Source organism: Streptomyces rapamycinicus NRRL 5491 (genome assembly GCF_024298965.1).
Lineage (GTDB): Bacteria > Actinomycetota > Actinomycetes > Streptomycetales > Streptomycetaceae > Streptomyces > Streptomyces rapamycinicus.
In genome coordinates this window covers 6,382,522-6,398,726 of sequence record NZ_CP085193.1, presented here as the reverse complement: position 1 = coordinate 6,398,726, position 16,205 = coordinate 6,382,522, and the positions used below count along the sequence as shown (strand labels likewise).

13 protein-coding genes and 1 pseudogene are annotated in these 16,205 nt (G+C 72.1%); 2 read left to right on the top strand and 12 right to left on the bottom strand.

Annotated features, from left to right (window positions below):
* Positions 1-31: 31 nt before the first annotated feature.
* The 5 genes from LIV37_RS26905 to bldG form a co-directional block, all read right to left on the bottom strand.
* A complete protein-coding gene (locus LIV37_RS26905) occupies positions 32-1,618 on the bottom strand; it encodes a N5-glutamine methyltransferase family protein (protein ID WP_020870242.1) in 1,587 nt (528 codons plus the stop codon).
* A gap of 235 nt (positions 1,619-1,853) precedes the next feature.
* Positions 1,854-2,426, bottom strand: a complete 573-nt coding sequence (locus tag LIV37_RS26900; RefSeq protein ID WP_243146161.1) for a small secreted protein — start codon at positions 2,424-2,426, stop codon at positions 1,854-1,856.
* A gap of 238 nt (positions 2,427-2,664) precedes the next feature.
* Complete coding sequence (locus LIV37_RS26895; protein WP_020870240.1) at positions 2,665-5,103, bottom strand: sodium-translocating pyrophosphatase; 2,439 nt, start codon at positions 5,101-5,103, stop codon at positions 2,665-2,667.
* Between the two features lie 720 nt (positions 5,104-5,823).
* The gene (locus LIV37_RS26890; protein WP_020870239.1) at positions 5,824-6,252 is read right to left on the bottom strand and encodes an ATP-binding protein; all 429 of its coding nucleotides are present in this window, start codon (positions 6,250-6,252) and stop codon (positions 5,824-5,826) included.
* Positions 6,253-6,344: 92 nt separating this feature from the next.
* Positions 6,345-6,686, bottom strand: a complete 342-nt coding sequence (gene bldG, locus LIV37_RS26885; protein WP_014061729.1) for an anti-sigma factor antagonist BldG — start codon at positions 6,684-6,686, stop codon at positions 6,345-6,347.
* 54 nt (positions 6,687-6,740) lie between these two features.
* Between bldG and LIV37_RS26880 the strand changes: the two genes are divergently transcribed.
* A complete protein-coding gene (locus tag LIV37_RS26880) occupies positions 6,741-9,197 on the top strand; it encodes a DEAD/DEAH box helicase (protein ID WP_167525794.1) in 2,457 nt (818 codons plus the stop codon).
* 120 nt (positions 9,198-9,317) lie between these two features.
* Here the strand turns inward: LIV37_RS26880 and LIV37_RS26875 are convergent.
* The 7 genes and pseudogenes from LIV37_RS26875 to ssd form a co-directional block, all read right to left on the bottom strand.
* A pseudogene (locus LIV37_RS26875) lies at positions 9,318-9,626 on the bottom strand (Rv3654c family TadE-like protein); the annotation flags it as partial.
* 17 nt (positions 9,627-9,643) lie between these two features.
* Positions 9,644-10,093 carry a TadE family type IV pilus minor pilin gene (locus LIV37_RS26870; protein ID WP_214663832.1) on the bottom strand — a complete coding sequence of 150 codons (450 nt, stop codon included), beginning with the start codon at positions 10,091-10,093 and terminating at the stop codon, positions 9,644-9,646.
* Positions 10,094-10,259: 166 nt separating this feature from the next.
* The gene (locus LIV37_RS26865; protein WP_020870236.1) at positions 10,260-10,457 is read right to left on the bottom strand and encodes a DUF4244 domain-containing protein; all 198 of its coding nucleotides are present in this window, start codon (positions 10,455-10,457) and stop codon (positions 10,260-10,262) included.
* A gap of 175 nt (positions 10,458-10,632) precedes the next feature.
* A complete protein-coding gene (locus LIV37_RS26860; RefSeq protein WP_121824471.1) occupies positions 10,633-11,451 on the bottom strand; it encodes a type II secretion system F family protein in 819 nt (272 codons plus the stop codon).
* Positions 11,448-12,410: a type II secretion system F family protein gene (locus LIV37_RS26855; RefSeq protein ID WP_121824472.1), complete on the bottom strand. Its 963-nt coding sequence runs from the start codon at positions 12,408-12,410 to the stop codon at positions 11,448-11,450. Before LIV37_RS26855 ends, LIV37_RS26860 begins: the two co-directional genes overlap by 4 nt.
* Positions 12,407-13,573: a TadA family conjugal transfer-associated ATPase gene (locus tag LIV37_RS26850; protein WP_020870233.1), complete on the bottom strand. Its 1,167-nt coding sequence runs from the start codon at positions 13,571-13,573 to the stop codon at positions 12,407-12,409. The genes LIV37_RS26855 and LIV37_RS26850 overlap by 4 nt, the downstream gene beginning before the upstream one ends.
* Positions 13,570-14,679: a septum site-determining protein Ssd gene (gene ssd / locus LIV37_RS26845; protein ID WP_020870232.1), complete on the bottom strand. Its 1,110-nt coding sequence runs from the start codon at positions 14,677-14,679 to the stop codon at positions 13,570-13,572. Before ssd ends, LIV37_RS26850 begins: the two co-directional genes overlap by 4 nt.
* Before the next feature lie 454 nt (positions 14,680-15,133).
* Here ssd and LIV37_RS26840 point away from each other — a divergent pair, with 454 nt between their 5' ends.
* Positions 15,134-15,970 carry an HAD family hydrolase gene (locus tag LIV37_RS26840; RefSeq protein WP_020870231.1) on the top strand — a complete coding sequence of 279 codons (837 nt, stop codon included), beginning with the start codon at positions 15,134-15,136 and terminating at the stop codon, positions 15,968-15,970.
* Positions 15,971-16,205: the final 235 nt, after the last annotated feature.

Sequence of the window (16,205 nt, the reverse complement as noted above, 5' to 3'; positions counted from 1 at the left end):
TGCCGTCATGACATCTCCATGCCGTCGTCTTTTATGCCGTCGTCTCCATGCCGTCGTCGTCCACCGCTCGCAGAAAGCCCTGCTCGACCAGGAGCCGGATCGACTCCGGGGTGCGGTCGCGCAGCACCACCGGGTCCTCCCCGAGCAGCTGGGCGATGGCGTCCAGGATCCGGCCCGCGCTGAGTGTGCCGTCGCACACACCCGCGAAACCCGCCCCGACCGTGTCCACCTTCGTCGCGCGCCGCATCCCCCGGTGCTGCCTGAGCACCACATGCTCGGGGTCCTCGGCCCCGGGCGGGCCCACCTGCTCCTGGACGACCTCGTCGGCCAGCCGGAAGCGGGTGGTCAGCAGCGCCGCGTCGTCATGCGTGCGCAGGAAGTCCTGCCGGTCGAAGTGGGCCATGACCTCGGCCCCCAGCGGCTGCTCGACCGGATGGGGCCACTCCTCCACGGTGACCGAGGGCCGGTCGGCGCCGGACTTGCGCAGGGTGATCCAGCCGAAGCCGACGGCCGTGGTCTTCCGCGCCTCGAACTCGTCCAGCCACGCGTCGTAGCGCGCCGCGTACGCCTCGGGACCGGCCAGGTGCTCACCGGCGTCGCGCAGCCACAGCTCGGCGTACTGGGTGACGTCCTGCACCTCGCGCTGCACGATCCACGCGTCACAGCCGGGCGGGACCCAGGAGGCCAGCCGCTCGCGCCAGTCCTCGCCCTCGACGTGCTGCCAGTTCGCGAGCAGCTGACACCAGCCGCCGTCGGCGAGATGCCCGGCGGACCGCTGGACGAGGGTGCGGCACAGCTCGTCCCCGGACATCCCGCCCTCCCGGTAGACCAGCTCGCTGCCCTCCGGGGAGCGCGGGGAGATCACGAAGGGCGGGTTGGAGACGATCAGGTCGTACGTCTCGTCCCGGACCGGCTCGAACAGCGACCCCTCCCGCAGATCCGGCTCCGGCGCCCCGGACAGGGCGAGGGTGAGCCGGGCGATGGCCAGGGCGCGCGGATTGCGGTCCGTGGCGGTCACTCGGGAGGCGTGGCGGCCCGCGTACAGCGCCTGGATGCCGGAACCGGTGCCGAGGTCCAGGACCCGGTCCACGGGCGCGGGGACGGTGAGACCGGCGAGCGTGGTGGACGCTCCGCCGACCCCGAGGACGAGCCGCGAGCGGTCCTCACGGCCGCGCGCCCCGCCCGGGCCACCGATCCCAGCCGCACCGCCGACCGCGCAGCCCAGGTCGGAGACGATCCACCAGTCCTGGCCCTCGGGCCCGCCGTAGGGCCGCACGTCCACGCTCCCGCGCACCTCGTCGCCGTCGCGCACCAGCCAGCCGTCGGCGAGGCAGTCCTCGGCCGGGAGGGCCGCGGCCGCCCGGCCGTACGCCACGGGGCGCTGCAACAGGAAGAGCCGCACCAGGGTCTCCAGCGGGCCGCTCCCGCCCCGGGTGGCGCGCAGCGCCGGGACGGTCTCCCCGCGCGCCAGGGCCGTGTAGGCGGACGGGCCGAAGAGGTCCAGCAGGCCGTCGGCGGTGAAGGAGGCGGCCGACAGCGCCTCGCGCAGGCGTGCGGTGCGCTCGGGGTCGGCGGTGGGGAGGCGGAACGAGGGCTGGTGCGTACTCACGCCCCCCATTGTCGGGGCAACCACCGACAGCGGGCGACGGCAGTCGGCATCGGGACGACATCGCCCGCGCCGACCCGGGTGACGGGCCGACAAAGGGTGCGTCAGAGGGCGGCGTTGGCCCCCTGGCGGCAGAACCCCGGGACGGTCCACGTAAGGGCTACGGGGACCGCCCGAAAGGCCTACGAGGACGACGAGGCCTACGGGGCTACGAGGCTACGAGGCTACGAGGACCAGCGAGGGCCGGCTAGGACTGCGTCGCGCCGCCGCCGGCCGTCTTCGGCTTCTGGCAGCCGGGCTGCTTGGCCATCGCCGAGCCGACCTTGCCCTCCTGGAGCTTCCGCAGGGCCTGGTCACCCGACTTGCTGAGCTTGTCGAGCTCATCGGCGACGCCCGCGAGCCCCTGGGCGAACTTGGACTTGTCCGAGGTGTCCAGCTTGTCGATGGCCGACTTCAGCTTCGTGTACGACCCCGAAGTGGCGTTGAGCTCCTTGACCGCCTGCTTCTGGGTCTTGTCGCCGCTGTCCACGGGCGGCGGGCCCGCCTTGTTCACGGCCTTGGCGAGCGCCCCGTAGGACTCGGAGATCTCCTGGAACGCCTTGGAGTCGGTCTGCTGCAGCTTCTTGGAGTCCTGCTCGTCGGCGGCACCCTGGATCGCGGTGTTGGCGCCCTGGATCTTCTTCAGCTGAGGCTGCACCTCGTCACAGACCGACTTGGCCCAGTCGTTGACCTTCTTGTCGTCGTCGCCGCCCCCGCAGCCGGTCAGTGCCAGTACAAGTGCCGCACCGCCGGACAGTGCAGCCACAAGCTTCTTGTTCACCGGATTGGTCCCTTCCATGGCTCTCGGCCCCGGAACATACACGTCCATCCGGCGAAGCCCACCGCGAGAGCGTCCCGTATGAATATCTTTAGGCGCATTTGCACCACGCTCATTGTGGACATGGCCTCATCGAGCGGATGGCACACCGCGGACAGGGAAGCGGGCGGACGATGTGCTGTCGCACACCGCCCGCCCGCATGTCGCGGGGGCTTTCCCGGCCCCCTTGCCGCCTCCGGGGCTAGGACACCACCGCCGCGTCGGCTGACTTCGCCACGCGCTCGGAGTTGTCTTCGTCACCTACGGCGATCCCGCGCCGCTTGGAGATGTAGACGGCGGTCACGATGATCACGACGGCGATCACCGCGACGGCCGCGCGCAGCCCCGGGCTGGCGTCGTCCCCATAGGAGAACTTGACCACCGCGGGGGCGATCAGCAGCGCCACCAGGTTCATCACCTTCAGCAGCGGGTTGATCGCGGGACCCGCGGTGTCCTTGAAGGGATCGCCGACCGTGTCGCCGATCACCGTCGCGGCATGGGCCTCGCTCCCCTTGCCGCCGTGGTGACCGTCCTCGACCAGCTTCTTGGCGTTGTCCCAGGCGCCGCCGGAGTTGGCGAGGAAGACGGCCATCAGCGTGCCGGTGCCGATCGCGCCCGCCAGGAACGAGCCGAGCGCGCCGACCCCGAAGGTGAAGCCGACGGCGATCGGCGCCATGACGGCGAGCAGACCCGGTGTGGCCAGCTCGCGCAGCGCGTCCTTGGTGCAGATGTCGACGACCCGGCCGTACTCCGGCTTCTCGCTGTAGTCCATGATCCCGGGCTTCTCGCGGAACTGCCGCCGCACCTCGAAGACCACCGCACCGGCCGACCGCGACACCGCGTTGATCGCCAGCCCGGAGAAGAGGAAGACGACGGCGGCGCCGAGGACGAGACCCACGAGGTTGTTGGGCTGCGAGATGTCCAGGTTCAGATTCATCTCCCCGGCCACGGAGGTGTGCACGTCGCTCACCGCCTCGGCGATGGCGTCGCGGTACGAGCCGAAGAGCGCGGCCGCCGCGAGCACCGCCGTCGCGATGGCGATCCCCTTGGTGATCGCCTTGGTGGTGTTGCCGACCGCGTCCAGGTCGGTGAGCACCTGCGCGCCCGCGCCCTCGACATCGCCGGACATCTCGGCGATGCCCTGGGCGTTGTCGGAGACCGGGCCGAAGGTGTCCATGGCAACGATCACGCCGACCGTGGTGAGCAGACCGGTACCGGCGAGCGCCACGGCGAACAGCGCCAGCATGATCGAAGTGCCGCCGAGCAGGAAGGCGCCGTAGACGCTCAGCCCGATCAGCACCGCCGAGTAGACGGCGGACTCCAGACCCAGCGAGATACCGGAGAGCACCACCGTGGCCGGGCCGGTCAGCGAGGTCTTGCCGACGTCCCGCACCGGACGCCGGGTGGTCTCGGTGAAGTAGCCCGTGAGCTGCTGGATGAGCGCGGCCAGCACGATGCCGACGGCGACCGCGACGAGCGCGAGCACCCGCGGGTCACCGCTGTGACCGAGGATCTCGCGGTTGGTGACGCCGTCGAGATCCGCGTAGCTGGACGGCAGATAGGCGAAGACCGCGATCGCCACCAGCGCCATCGAGATCAGGGCGGAGATGAAGAAGCCCCGGTTGATGGCGCTCATCCCGCTGCGGTCGGAGCGGCGCGGAGCCACGGCGAAGATCCCGATCATGGCGGTGACCACGCCGATGGCCGGGACGAGCAGCGGGAAGGCCAGCCCGGAGTCACCGAAGGCCGCCTTGCCGAGGATCAGCGCGGCCACCAGGGTGACGGCGTACGACTCGAAGAGGTCGGCGGCCATACCGGCGCAGTCCCCGACGTTGTCGCCAACGTTGTCCGCGATGGTCGCGGCGTTGCGCGGGTCGTCCTCGGGGATGCCCTTCTCGACCTTGCCGACGAGGTCGGCGCCGACGTCGGCGGCCTTGGTGAAGATGCCACCGCCGACCCTCATGAACATCGCGATCAGCGCGGCGCCGAGTCCGAAGCCCTCCAGCACCTTGGGCGCGTCGGCCGCGTAGACCAGCACCACGCAGGAGGCGCCCAGCAGTCCGAGGCCCACGGTGCACATGCCCACCACACCGCCGGTACGGAATGCGATCTTCATTGCCTTGTGCGAGACGGCCGTGAGATCCACGCTCGGCTTACCGGGCGAGGAAGCGGCCGAATCGCCATTGACGGGTGTGGTGGGGGGCTCGGGGGTGGCCTCGCGGGCGGCGGCCGCGACGCGCACATTGCTGCGCACCGCGAGCCACATCCCGATATAGCCGGTCGCCGCCGAGAATGCCGCACCGATCAGAAAGAACACCGAACGCCCGATGCGCTGCGGCCAGTCGTCCGCCGGCAACAGCATGAGCAGGAAGAACACCACCACGGCGAATCCACCGAGGGTGCGCAGCTGCCGGGCCAGATAGGCATTGGCGCCTTCCTGAACGGCTTCGGCGATCTTCTTCATACTGTCCGTGCCCTCGCCGGCCGCGAGGACTTGTCGTACCAGCACCACCGCGACCGCGAGCGCCGCGATCGCGACGGCGGCGATCACCAGCACGATCACACGGTTGTCGTCGGTCAGCTCTGCGGCGGCCAGGGTTGGGGTGAGGTCCAGCTGATGAGGGGTGAGAGGCCCCGCCATTCGTCCTCCTTGACGTTTGGCACATGGGCGCGCAGCAGTTCTGCGACCGCAGAAGAGCCGCCGCGCTCAGGCGTCCTGAGCTCGAGATGTGGACGGATTGTAGGGAGCGTCACACGATCAAAACAGGGCGCCGGAATGGGAATTCCCCCGCACCAGCGAAGATCAATAGGTTTGGCGGTACGAATTCCTTCGGAAGAAGGAAGGTCGACAATTCGGTGACGGATGTAAAGTGATCTCTATAAATGATCTATATCGATGATCTTAATGGCGATCTTGCGGCAGTTGCGCCGCACCGAGAAAAGCGCTGTTCAGAGCCTACGCCCGAGATCGAAAAAGCGCGCGCCGAGAGACGCGCCGTGGAGTGCGCCAGGGGTGCGCCGGGACGATGCCGCGGAGCGGGCGCGGGCACGCCGACAGCCGGACCGGCGATCTTGAAACGGCCGCTCCGGTGGTCCGGAAGATCGGGCGAGGGATGACGGGCAGATGACCCATCGATGGGCCCGATTCGGCGGCCATGGCAAGTTCAGCCCGCTCCGGGCCCCGGGGCGGGGCAAGGCCCGGCCGCTGGAACATGGCCTGAACCGGCGAAGGCAGGACCCGAACGGGCACGGACATGGCTCAATCCGGTACGGGCGCAACCCGAACCGGCACGGACATGGCCCAGCCCGGTAAGGGCGGAACCCGAACCGGTGGGCCAGGCCGCCAAAGGCCTGGCTTGGGCTAGGACACCAGAGGCTGGGGCGATGTCGGCCAGCTCATCCGGATCACTCCACCGGTCTCGCTGGTCGTCACCTCGACATCGTCGACGAGCCCACTGATGACGGCGAGACCCATCTCGTCCTCGCCCTCGGCCTCGTCGTCCGCCTCTGGATGGGAGCCGGGCGCCAGGGCGGCCGAGGTCGGGGATTCGTCACCGACCTCGATGGAGAACTTCTTCTCCTCCTCGGTCAGGATCACCCGCACCGGTGCCTCCACCCCATTGCTCAGGTGGAGCCCGACCGCACGTGTGCAGGCCTCGCCGACCGCGAGCCGCACCTCGTCGAGCACGGCCTCATCCACCCCCGCCCGGCGCGCCACGGCCGCCGCGACAAGACGAGCGGTCCTGACGTGCTCGGGCAGCGCGCTGAAGCGGAGTTCGACGGTGGCCATGCCATCCCCCTCGGGCGTATGGGCGTGCGTATGGGGAGGGCCGGGCGAGCGCCGCCCGGAACCCCCTTCTGTGTCTTCCTTCGGCGATCTTGTCAGTCGGTCGCCGCGACAGCGTCCTCGACCGAGGTGTGAATCGGGAACACCTTGGTCAGGCCGGTGATGCGGAAGATCTTCAGAATGCGCTCCTGGTTGCAGACCAGGCGCAGCGAGCCCTCGTGGGCCCGCACTCGCTTGAGCCCGCCGACGAGCACGCCGAGTCCGGTGGAGTCGAGAAAGTCGACGCCCTCCATGTCGACGACCAGGTGGTAATTGCCGTCGTTGACAAGCTCGACCAGCTGCTCGCGCAGCTTGGGCGCGGTGTATACATCAATCTCGCCACCGACCTCGACGACCGTGCGGTCGTCGACGGTCCGAGTCGACAGGGACAGGTCCACGGATCCTCCAGCACCTTGCATCGAGCGGTCGCCCCCCATGGATCGGCAGCCGCGATGGCATTCAATCACTTACCAGCAGGCGTGCACGACGCCTTGAGACCATTGTCCGTCAGACCAGTGACACACTCGGTGTCGATGGCCGACAACCAAATCCCGCGGCAGGCGGGCATACGCCCCTCACCCCGGGCCGTCCTCGGTCGCCTGAGCACCGGGGCGAGCCGGAGCACGCGCATCACTCATACGGAGCACTTGCCCCCACGCCCGGGAACCCATGCCGACTGGCCCTCGGCGATCCGGCCAGAGGTGATCAACGCCATTCGCGGGGTCGGCATCGAGCGCCCCTGGGCCCACCAGGCGCGTACGGCCGAACACGCGCTGCGCGGCGAATCCGTGGTCGTGGCCACCGGAACCGCCTCCGGCAAGTCCCTCGCCTATCTGGCCCCCGTCCTCAGCACCGTGCTGGACGGCTCGGAGGAGCCCAACGGCCGGGGGGCGACCGCCCTGTACCTCTCCCCCACCAAGGCGCTGGCCGCCGATCAGCGGCGCTCGGTGGCCGCCCTCACCGCCCCGCTGGGCACCGGCATCCGGGCGGCGGTCTACGACGGCGACACGCCCGTCGAGGAGCGCGAGTGGGTCCGGCAGTACGCGAACTACGTGCTCACCAACCCCGACATGCTCCACCGGGGCATCCTGCCCGGCCACCCCAGGTGGTCCTCCTTCCTGCGCGCGCTGCGCTATGTGGTGATCGACGAGTGCCACACCTACCGGGGTGTCTTCGGCTCCCATGTGGCCCAGGTGCTGCGCAGGCTGCGCCGCGTCTGCGCCCGCTACGGCTCCTCGCCCGTGTTCCTGCTCGCCTCCGCCACCGCCTCCGACCCGGCGGTCGCCGCTTGCCGGCTGACCGGCGTGCCGGTGGCGGAGATCACCGAGGACGGCTCGCCCCGCGGCGAGGTCGTCTTCGCCCTCTGGGAGCCGCCGCTGACCGAACTCCACGGCGAGCAGGGCGCCCCGGTGCGGCGCACGGCCACGGCCGAGTCCGCCGACCTGCTCACCGACCTGGCCGTCCAGGGCGTCCGTACGGTCACCTTCGTGCGCTCCCGGCGGGGCGCGGAGCTCATCGCGCTCATCGCCCAGGAGCGGCTCGCGGAGGTGGACCGCTCGCTGCCGGACCGGATCGCCGCGTATCGCGGGGGCTATCTCCCCGAGGAGCGCCGCGCCCTGGAGAAGGCCCTGCACTCCGGTGAACTGCTGGGGCTCGCCGCGACCACCGCCCTTGAGCTGGGGATGGACATCGCCGGGCTGGACGCCGTGGTCGTGGCGGGCTATCCCGGCACCCGCGCCTCCCTGTGGCAGCAGGCGGGGCGGGCCGGGCGCACCGGCGAAGGGGCCCTCGCGATCCTGGTCGCCCGGGACGACCCGCTGGACACCTATCTCGTCCACCACCCGGACGCCCTCTTCCGGCAACCGGTGGAGTCCACCGTCCTGGACCCGGACAACCCTTACGTCCTCGCGCCGCACCTGTGCGCGGCCGCGGCCGAGCTTCCGCTCACCGAGCCCGACCTGGAGCTCTTCGGGCCCGCCACCGAGGAGCTGATGCCACAGCTGGAGCAGCGCAAGCTGCTGCGCCGACGGGCGAAGGCCTGGCACTGGACCCGCCGTGAGCGCGCCGCCGACCTCACCGACATCCGCGGGGCGGGCGGCAGCCCGGTCCAGGTCGTGGAGGCGGCCACCGGGCGGCTGCTGGGCACCGTGGACGCCGCGGCGGCCCACACCACCGTCCACGAGGGCGCCGTCCACCTCCACCAGGGCCGGAGCTATCTGGTCAAGCAGCTCGACCTCGACGACTCGGTCGCCCTGGTGGAGGAGGCCACTCCGCCCTACTCGACCACGGCCCGCGACACCACGGCGATCTCCATCCTGGAGACCACCACCGAGATCCCGTGGGGGGACGCGCGGCTGTGCTTCGGCTCGGTCGAGGTCACCAACCAGGTGGTCTCCTTCCTGCGCCGCAAACTGATCACCGGTGAGGTCCTCGGCGAGTCCAAGCTGGACCTTCCGCCGCGCACCCTGCGCACCCGGGCGGTGTGGTGGACGGTGACCGACGACCAGCTCGATGAGGCCCGGGTGCATCCCCAGGCCCTCGGCGGCGCCCTGCACGCCGCCGAGCACGCCTCGATCGGCATCCTGCCGCTCTTCGCCACCTGTGACCGCTGGGACATCGGCGGGGTGTCCATCCCGCTGCACCCCGACACGCTGCTGCCCACCGTCTTCGTCTACGACGGGCACCCGGGTGGTGCGGGCTTCGCCGAGCGCGCCTTCCACACGGCCGCCCGTTGGCTGGCGGCCACCCGCGAGGCGATCGCCGTCTGCGAGTGCGAGGCGGGATGCCCGTCCTGCATCCAGTCGCCCAAGTGCGGCAACGGCAACGACCCGCTGGACAAGAAGGCCGCCATCCGCCTGCTGACGACCCTGCTCGCCGGCGCCCCGGAGCAGCCGCCGACCGCCGAGTGAGCGCTCCCCGCCACCCGTTGGGGGCAGCGATCCGGTGACCCCGGTGACGGGAGTGCCCGCGGGCCCCGCCCGCGCCCGGGCCCGGAGGGTGAACGGGCCGGTGCGCACCTCCGCCGTGAGATCCGCGATCTCACCGCTCAGGGCACAGCGCACCACGCGCGCCCCCTGCGCGGAGGCCACCCGACGGGCGAGGCCGCACGCCGTACGAGTCCCCTCCAGGCCGTGGTCCGCCGCCGCGAGCGCCGCCAGATCTGCGGCGCCACCCGCCCGATGGCGCGCCATCATGGCCTGCCCGGCCGCCAGCACGGCCGCGAACACCACGCACAGCGCCGTCGCGGCCACCGCGGTCCAGACGGTGGCCGACCCCCGGTCGTCCGCCCTTCTCACAGGACCGCCTCCCGGGCTCGCGGGACCTCCGCCCGGGCTCATGGGACCGCCTCCCGGGCTCACGGGAACGCCTCCCGGGACGCACCGCCCGTGCCGTCCGCGCCGATCCTGCCCATCTCGCCGCCCCCACCGACGCTGCCCATCGCATCGCCCGCGCCCACCGAGTCCTCGGCGAGCGCGGCGGCCTCGCCGCGCAGATTCACCGCCAGCGGACCGGGACCGGTGGCGTGGGTCCGGACCCGCACCCGCACCAGGTCCCCCTCCCGCCACAGCTCGACCCGAGCCCCATCAGGGGCGGCCGAGCGGGCGGCGGCCATCGCGTCCGCCTCCGGCTCCGAACGCGCCGCCGCCCTCGCCCCGGCCCTGGCCGCGTCCACGCACTGAAGCTGCGCGGACGCGGCCATCAACCCCCAGATCAGCATCAGGGCGAAGAGCGCCAGCACTGGGAGCGCTACGGCCGCCTCCGCCGTTACGTAGCCGCTGTCCCGCGCGGGGCCCCGGGCCCCCAGGACGCCCGCCCTGGGCACGCACGGGGCCCTCGGGACGCCACTGACCCTTGGGACGCCGCCGCGGACCCTCCGGGCGCCGTGAGCCCTCCAGGGGCTGCTGGCCCTCGGGGTGCCCCGCGCGCCGCTCCTGACGCGCGGGCCCGTCCGCTCCCCCGTCCCCGGCGACTCAGAACTGCGCATCGAGCGCCCGCCCGATGACCGACTGCAGCGCATCGCTGACGGCCCCGCTGGTCACCACCTTGTAGAGCACCGCGGCGAAACCGCATGCCGCGATCGTTCCCATCGCGTACTCGGCGGTGGTCATGCCCGCCTCGGCCTTCGCCCGCGCCGCCGCGTACCGCCGTACCCACCACTGCTTCACCATGTCGGCCCCCCTTGTCCTGTCCGCGGTGTCACCGACCGCGGTGTCGTCGTTCGTCGTGCTGTCGTCGTTCGCCGTGCTGATGTCGTGCAGCCGCCGCTCGTGCGGCTCTCGTTGGTGCCGCCGGTCGTTGGTGCCGCTGTCGTTCGCTGTGTTGTCGCCGTGGTCCCGCCCGTGCTCAGGGGCCGTCGCCCGCCAGGCCGCGGGCCAGCCCGATCATCACCGGGGCCAGACCGACCAGCAGGAACGCGGGGAGGAAGCAGCCCGCGAGCGGCGCGTTGACCAGCACACCGGTGCGGTCGGCCCGTCTCATCGCCTCCCGCCCCTGCTCGGCCCGGCATTCGGCCGCCAGCCGGGACACCGGCTCCACCGCTGGAGCGCCCGTTGTCCCGGCGCGTTCCAGAGCGCGTGCCAGCCCCTGCGCTCCGGGCAGGGCGCTGATGCGCCCCCACGCGTGGGCCGGTTCCCCGCCCAGCCGCAGCTCCGCCGCGGTCTGGGCGAGCCGCTCGCCGACCGGGCCGCCGAGCGAACCTCCCACCGCCTCCGCCGCCCTCCGCGGGCCCGCTCCGGCCGCCAGGCAGGCCGTCAGCAGATCGGCGGCCAGCGGAATCTGGCCCGCGGCGAGGGCCTCGAGGTGCCGGTCACCGCCGGGCCGCCCAGCCGTGGCCCGGCGGCGCCGCTGCCACCGCCAGAGGCCGCAGGCCGCAGCGAGGCCCAGCACCCACCCCGGCGGCCCTCCGACGAGGACTACGGCGATCGTCAGCGCGCCGCCCGGGGCGGCCCAGGCGGGCAGAGCGCCCGCACCGGACCCGGCGCGCCACCGCCGCCACGGCCGGGCCCGCCGCGGCCGCCTGTGCTCCGCGCCCGGAAGCAGCGCCGCCAGCCGTCGTCGGGCGCATCGCTCCCGACGGGCCTCGGCCATCGCCATCGCCGTGCACAGGGCCGCCGCCAGGAGGGACAGCGAAATCCCCAGGCTGTGGAAAACACCGGCGCTCATCGGCCACCCCGGCGATCCGCTGGGCCTCGGCCCAGGTGCGGATCCCCTTGCCGCCGCCCCGGCTCACGCGCGGCTCGCACCATCCGGCCGGTCCAGACCAGGCCCGCCCACTCCAGCAGGCCGCCCAGCAGCAGACAGATCAGCCCGGCCGGGGTGTGCAGCAGCACATGCAGCGGATCGGAGCCCATCAGGCCGCCCAGTACCAGCCCGACGATGGGCAGCACCGCCAGCCCGAGGGCGGTGGCCTTGGCGCCCGCCAGCTTGGCGTCCAGGCTCTCCCGCTGGTCCCGCTCGGCGCGCAGCGCCGCCGCCACCCGGTCGAGACCCGCCGCCAGGCCCGCCCCCTCGTCGACCGCCACCTGCCAGCAGGCGGCGACCCCGGTCAGCCCCTCGGCGCCCGGCAACCGGGCCACCCTCCGCAGCGCGTCCGGCACATCCCCGCCGAACCGCGCCGCGGCCGTCACCAGCCCCCAACGCTCCCTCAGATGCCCCGGGTCCACCGCCAGCAGCGCCTCGCCGGGATGGCGCCCGGCCCGCAGCTCGCCCGCCACGGTGGCACAGAGCTGGATCACCCCGGTGGCGCGGCGCACACGATCCCGCTCGCCCCGCCGGGACCGCAGCCACCGGCCGACGACCGGAGTGGCCAGCACCGCCCCGAGCAGCGGCAGAACCGACGCGCCGAGCAGCGCGATCACACATCCGACCGGCAGGCACAGCAGCTCACGCCCCATCCGCCCGCCGTACTTGACCCGCCAGCGCTCCCGCAGCCAGGCGGCGGTCTCGGACAGTCGCCGCACCGGGTCGGCTCCCGCGGGCTCGACGGGTCCGCCGCCCGCAAACAGCAGCCTGGCCCGGCGCAGCTCCCGGTCCCGCCCGGTGAGCAACCATAAGGCCGCCCCCACGCACAGCGTCACTGCGCAGAGCGTCAACGCCCCCGGGTCCGCTCCCGCGCCCGTCATGCCGCGCCTCCGCCCCGTGCGCACAGCCGCTGCAGCCGCTGCCAGCCGGCCGCCCGCTCGAATCCCTCGGGGCTCCAGACGGCCGCGGGGACGGTCGTGACGAAACCCGCCCGGTCCCGGTCCAGCACATGCAGCTCGGCGATCCTGCGCCGCCCGGCGCGGTCGCGCACCAGATGGACCACGACCGACAGCGCCGCCGCCAACTGGCTGTGGAGCGCGGCCCGGTCCAGACCGGCGGTCGAGCCGAGCGCCTCCAGCCGCGCGGGCACATCGGCCGCCGTATTGGCGTGGACAGTGCCGCAGCCACCCTCATGGCCGGTGTTCAGGGCTCCCAGGAGGTCGGTGACCTCAGCGCCTCTCACCTCGCCGACCACCAGCCGGTCGGGGCGCATGCGCAGCGCCTGCCGCACCAGATCCCGCAGGGTGACCTGGCCCCGGCCCTCCTGGTTGGCGGGGCGGGTCTCCAGCCGGACCACATGCGGATGGTCGGGCCGCAACTCGGCCGAGTCCTCGGCGAGGACGATCCGCTCCTGGTGCCCGACCAGCCCGAGCAGGGTGCTCAGCAGCGTTGTCTTCCCCGAGCCCGTCCCGCCGCTGATCAGGTAGGACAGCCGGGCGTCCAGCATGGCCCGCAGCAGCCGCGCGCCGTCCGGCGGCACCGTCCCGGCCGCCTCCAGCTCCGCGAGGGAGAACGCCCGGGGGCGCACCACCCGCAGCGAGAGGCAGGTCGAGCCGACCGCGACCGGAGGGAGCACCGCATGCAGCCGGGTCCCGTCCGGCAGCCGGGCGTCCACCCATGGCCGGGCGTCGTCCAGCCGCCGCCCGGCCACCGCGGCGAGCCGCTGCGCGAGCCTGCGCACGGCGGCCGCGTCCACGAAGGTGACATCCGTGCGCTCCAGCCCCGAGCCGCGGTCCACCCACACCTCGTCAGGGGCGGTGACCAGGACGTCCGTGACATCGCGGGCGGCCAGCAGCGGCTCCAGGGGGCCGGAGCCGACCAGCTCCGAGCGCAGCGCCTCCACGACCCCGAGCACCTCGGTGTCGCCGAGCAGCCGACCCTCCTCGCGCAGGGCCGACGCCACCCGCGCGGGCGTGGGCTCCGCGCCGCTCCCGGCCAGCCGCAGCCGCACCGCGTCCAGCAGATCCGGCGATACGGCGCTCATGCGGTGACACCTCCTTCGTCGGTGAGGGCGCGCGCCCAGAACTCGGCGCAGAACCGGCCGAGCGGTCCACGGGGGCTGCCGCCCGGGGGTTCCCCGCCCTCGAACGCGTCCGCCAGACCGGGCTCCGGTGGCAGCTGACCGGCCAGCGGCAGCCCGAGCAGCTCCGCGATCTCCTCGTCGCCGAGCTCCGGCCCGCACGGGCCACGCACCACCGCGCGCAGATCCCGCAGCACCATGCCCACCGTGGACGCCACCCGGTGGGCGGCCGCGACAGCTCGCAGCTCCGCCGGGACGACCAGCAGCCCGAGGTCGATCTGGGACAGCGCCTCGGCCGCCGCGTCGTCGACGCGGCGCGGCAGATCCACCACCACGACCCCGCCGCGCCGTCGGGCCGCGGCCAGCACCGCCCGCATCGCGGCCGACGGGATGACGACCGAATCGCCACGGTCCCAGCTGAGCACCCGCAGCGCGTGCAGCTCGGGCAGCGACTCCTCCAGGGCGCTTCCGGCGACCCGCCCCCGCGACTCGGCGAAGGCGGGCCATCTCAGCCCCTGCGTCCCCTCGCCGCCGAGCAGCACATCGAGCCCGCCGCCCAGCGGATCGGCATCAATCAGCATGGTGCGCCGGCCGGAGCGGGCCGCGGTGACCGCCAGGGCGCAGGCGAGGGTGGAGGCGCCCGCGCCGCCGCGGCCGCCGATGACCCCGACGGTCAGGGCCTGCCGTCCCACGCCTTCGGCGACATCGGCGATCCGGTCCACCAGCCAGGTCTCGGCATCGGGCAGGAACGCCACATTGTCCGCGCCGAGCGCCACCGCCCGCCGCCAGATGCCGTGGTCGTCCAGATCGCGCCCGATGAGCAGCACCCCTTGTCTGCGTGCCCGGTCGGTCAGCCGGGCGGCCGAGTCGTCGCCGACCAGAATCAGCGGTGCGGCCTCCCAGCTGCCCCGGCGGGTGAGCGCGCCATGCGCCACTTCCGGTTCCGCTCCGGCGGCCGCGCACAGCCGCAGCAGATCATCGAGAAGTGCCTCGTCCTCGGTGACGATGAGCGGTCTGCTTCGCTGTCCTTCGGTCGCCGAAGGGCGTTCCGGTGTGATGGATGCAGTCACGATCCCCTCCCATATCCGTTACGCGCTCTCACTCCCGCGAACGGCGAGTGCGAGCATCGCTGAGAATCACCGTGCTGCGATCCAGAAAATCTTGGGGATCTTGGTCCAAAACCGTGGACAACTCATCAGTTGTGAATATCCCAGTCACCTAAACCAGTGACTTCCGGAGAGCAGCCTAGCGATTACGTACAGTTACCGCTCAAGCTGTGGAGAGGCGGGGCCGCATGGGCCCGAGGAAGGGGAGCAAGATCTCATGAGAACGCCGAAAATGCGTCCGGACATGCGACGACCCCCGCCGGGGGGGAGAGCGGGGGTCGTCCCCACGGCCGACTCGGGGGGGGGAGGAGTCGGGCCGGGTTAGCACGGTCGCGAACGATCCGTGACTTCCATGGTGTACCCGAGAGCCTTCTCAGGCAAACCCACGCGCCTGAGCTTACGCCGAATGGTGGGCCCTATGCTCGGCGTCGTGGAAAACCACTCCTTGCCTCGGACAGCTGCCTTCTTTGACCTGGACAAGACGGTCATTGCGAAGTCAAGCACTCTCACCTTCAGCAAGTCCTTCTACCGGGGTGGGCTGATCAACCGCCGGGCCGCACTGCGTACTGCCTATGCACAGTTTGTCTTCCTCGCCGGCCGCGCCGATCACGAGCAGATGGAGCGGATGCGCAAGTACCTCTCCGCACTCTGCCGGGGATGGAATGTCCAGCAGGTCAAGGAGATCGTCGCGGAGACCCTGCACGATCTCATCGACCCCATCATCTACGACGAGGCCGCCTCGCTCATCGAGGAGCATCACACCGCCGGCCGCGATGTGGTGATCGTCAGCACCTCCGGGGCTGAGGTGGTCGAGCCGATCGGCGAGCTCCTGGGCGCGGACCGCGTGGTGGCCACCCGCATGGTGGTCGAGGATGGAGTGTTCACCGGAGAGGTGGAGTACTACGCCTATGGCCCGACCAAGGCGGAGGCGATCGCCGAGTTGGCGGAGTCGGAGGGCTACGACTTGTCGCGCTGTTACGCCTACAGCGATTCGGTGACCGATCTCCCGATGCTGGAGTCGGTCGGCCACCCCCATACGGTCAACCCGGACCGGGCGCTGCGGCGCGAGGCGGGGACCCGCGGCTGGCCGGTGCTCTGCTTCAACCGCCCGGTGCGGCTGAAGCAGCGCAGGCCCTCGCTCTCCATGCCACCGCGCCCGGTTCTCGCCGTTGCGGCGGCCGTCGGCGCGGCCGCCGCCACCGCCGGACTGCTGTGGTACACCAATCGGCGCCGCGCCCTTTATGCCCGCATTTAGGGGTAACAGCAAAGATCTGCGGTGAGGGGTTCCGATTGACCTCTCGCAGGAGTACAAAGGAATCGACGGCCCGCGAGACCAGGGGTATCCGGGAGGAAAGCCCCAGACGCCAAGGCCCCACGGACCGAGCACAGATGCTGAGCACCCACGCGACGTCGACCCGTCGATTACGGGCCAGCCGCACCAGGTGACGGGCAGAAGTTCCCGACCTGATGGGCGAATGAGATTGCACGCA

Bases quoted from the DNA above. Each gene is read 5' to 3' on its own strand.
- LIV37_RS26840 (WP_020870231.1), top strand. From the start codon at position 15,134: ATGCTCGGCGTCGTGGAAAACCACTCCTTGCCTCGGACAGCTGCCTTC.
- LIV37_RS26860 (WP_121824471.1), bottom strand. From the start codon at position 11,451: ATGAGCGCCGGTGTTTTCCACAGCCTGGGGATTTCGCTGTCCCTCCTG.
- LIV37_RS26890 (WP_020870239.1), bottom strand. From the start codon at position 6,252: ATGGCCACCGTCGAACTCCGCTTCAGCGCGCTGCCCGAGCACGTCAGG.
- LIV37_RS26850 (WP_020870233.1), bottom strand. From the start codon at position 13,573: ATGAGCGCCGTATCGCCGGATCTGCTGGACGCGGTGCGGCTGCGGCTG.
- LIV37_RS26865 (WP_020870236.1), bottom strand. From the start codon at position 10,457: ATGGTGAAGCAGTGGTGGGTACGGCGGTACGCGGCGGCGCGGGCGAAG.
- LIV37_RS26895 (WP_020870240.1), bottom strand. From the start codon at position 5,103: ATGGCGGGGCCTCTCACCCCTCATCAGCTGGACCTCACCCCAACCCTG.
- LIV37_RS26905 (WP_020870242.1), bottom strand. From the start codon at position 1,618: ATGGGGGGCGTGAGTACGCACCAGCCCTCGTTCCGCCTCCCCACCGCC.
- LIV37_RS26880 (WP_167525794.1), top strand. From the start codon at position 6,741: ATGGCATTCAATCACTTACCAGCAGGCGTGCACGACGCCTTGAGACCA.
- LIV37_RS26855 (WP_121824472.1), bottom strand. From the start codon at position 12,410: ATGACGGGCGCGGGAGCGGACCCGGGGGCGTTGACGCTCTGCGCAGTG.